We start from the raw sequence: 1496 nt of genomic DNA, 5'->3' as shown, positions 1-1496 counted from the left end.
GGAAACAGCCGCACAGTTGTTCTTTGGGATGGTGATAAAGCCGAGGCAATTACTAATGGCAATGTTTATGCTGGAACCTGGCGCAGTGATGATGAAGGTGATATTCTTGTAAATATTAATGGTGTTGGTCCTTGGGGTGTATTCGGCTTCTCGCTACCAAATTGATTACCCATTAGCGTTGACATTTAGCTTGAACGGTTTAGCTGCAATGCATCAAAGAGCATTAAGATGGGGCCTTAAAGATCTTACCTATAATTTTTTTTGCGCTATCAATATAATTCAGGCAATTCACTAGTCAGAATTTAATTATCTTACCAATATCACCTAAACTTTATATTCTTTTCACTATTGGGAGAGTTTTTATGATTAAAATTTGCCTAAAGGCATTTCTTTGTGAACGTATGAGGCGAGCAGAAATCTTTCTTTTTCGAGGTGCCAGCTAGATGAGGTTTCGTATGGTAGATATTGAATGAATGAGCACCTTCGCGTTAAGGCATTGGTTGAATTTTTAGCCCTAATTACGCCATTGGTAGCTCTTGCTGCTTCCTTATCAGTAATTTATGCAATCAGGCTCCTCGATGTGGTGGAGCGGGAACCAAAACGACTGATCGCTCTTGCAATGCTTTTGGGCGCGATTTCTACTCTGCCGGCCACCATCTGGCAATTCACTAGCGATTCTGTATGGCAATCGCTCGGGGCTGGTAAAGACGTAGCAGACGTTATCACCATTGTGATCGATGCACCCATCTCGGAAGAGCTTTTTAAAGGGCTGGCGCTGCTGCTGCTGATCTTCATACAACGCCGAAAATTCGACTCGCTTACAGATTTTTTAATTTATGCCTGCGCCGTTGGCATCGGGTTTGAGTTGGTTGAAAATATTCTTTATCAATGGGCACCATTACAACTGGATAATCAAGTTGAAGGCTGGGTGGATGAATTTAATAACCGTACCCTTGCTTCTGCTGGTAGCCATTCTTTCTTCTCGGTGTGGCTAGGCCTGGCAGCCTGGATTGCTTTTCAAGCAGATTCCCGCAGGCGCAAAGTATTGGTGCCTGCAGCCATATTGCTGAGCATGTTTCTGCATAGCTTTAATAACCTCGCGGCAGTCATGCTGGAAGCCGGCACTGAGGATGTAGTTCTTCCGATAAATCGGCTTGGAACTACATTGTGCGTGGTGAGCAATCATCTAACTCTTGCACTTTTTATTGGCTTGATCGGAGTAGCCATACTAAGAGATGTCCGATTCCTGTTTGACTTCGGCAGCCTTATTCAGGCAAGAATCTTGCGCCATGCAGAGAATCCATCCTCTGAGTCGCTATTGATCCTCAAAGACCTCACCAATCCAATCAACCATGTGATGGCTAGTTCCGCCTGGAGTTGGAGATGGACGCAACACGAGGACAAGCAGCTCACCCAGCGTAGTGCCTACAGGGAATTCGCCAAGCTGGCCCTTGCTTCTGCCCGTAGAGGCTCTGTAGCAACCAGCGAGGGCCTAG

At 45.6% G+C, this 1496-nt stretch carries 1 protein-coding gene; it reads left to right on the top strand.

Features of this window, described 5'->3' with window-relative positions; all coding sequences use genetic code 11:
- Positions 1 to 469: 469 nt before the first annotated feature.
- Positions 470 to 1496, top strand: a 1027-nt coding sequence (locus C7K08_RS14065) for a PrsW family intramembrane metalloprotease (protein WP_133165316.1), incomplete at its 3' end; no start/stop codon positions are given.

Source organism: Synechococcus lacustris str. Tous (assembly GCF_003011125.1).
Classification (GTDB): domain Bacteria; phylum Cyanobacteriota; class Cyanobacteriia; order PCC-6307; family Cyanobiaceae; genus Synechococcus_D; species Synechococcus_D lacustris.
This window is presented reverse-complemented; position numbering and strand designations above follow the sequence as displayed.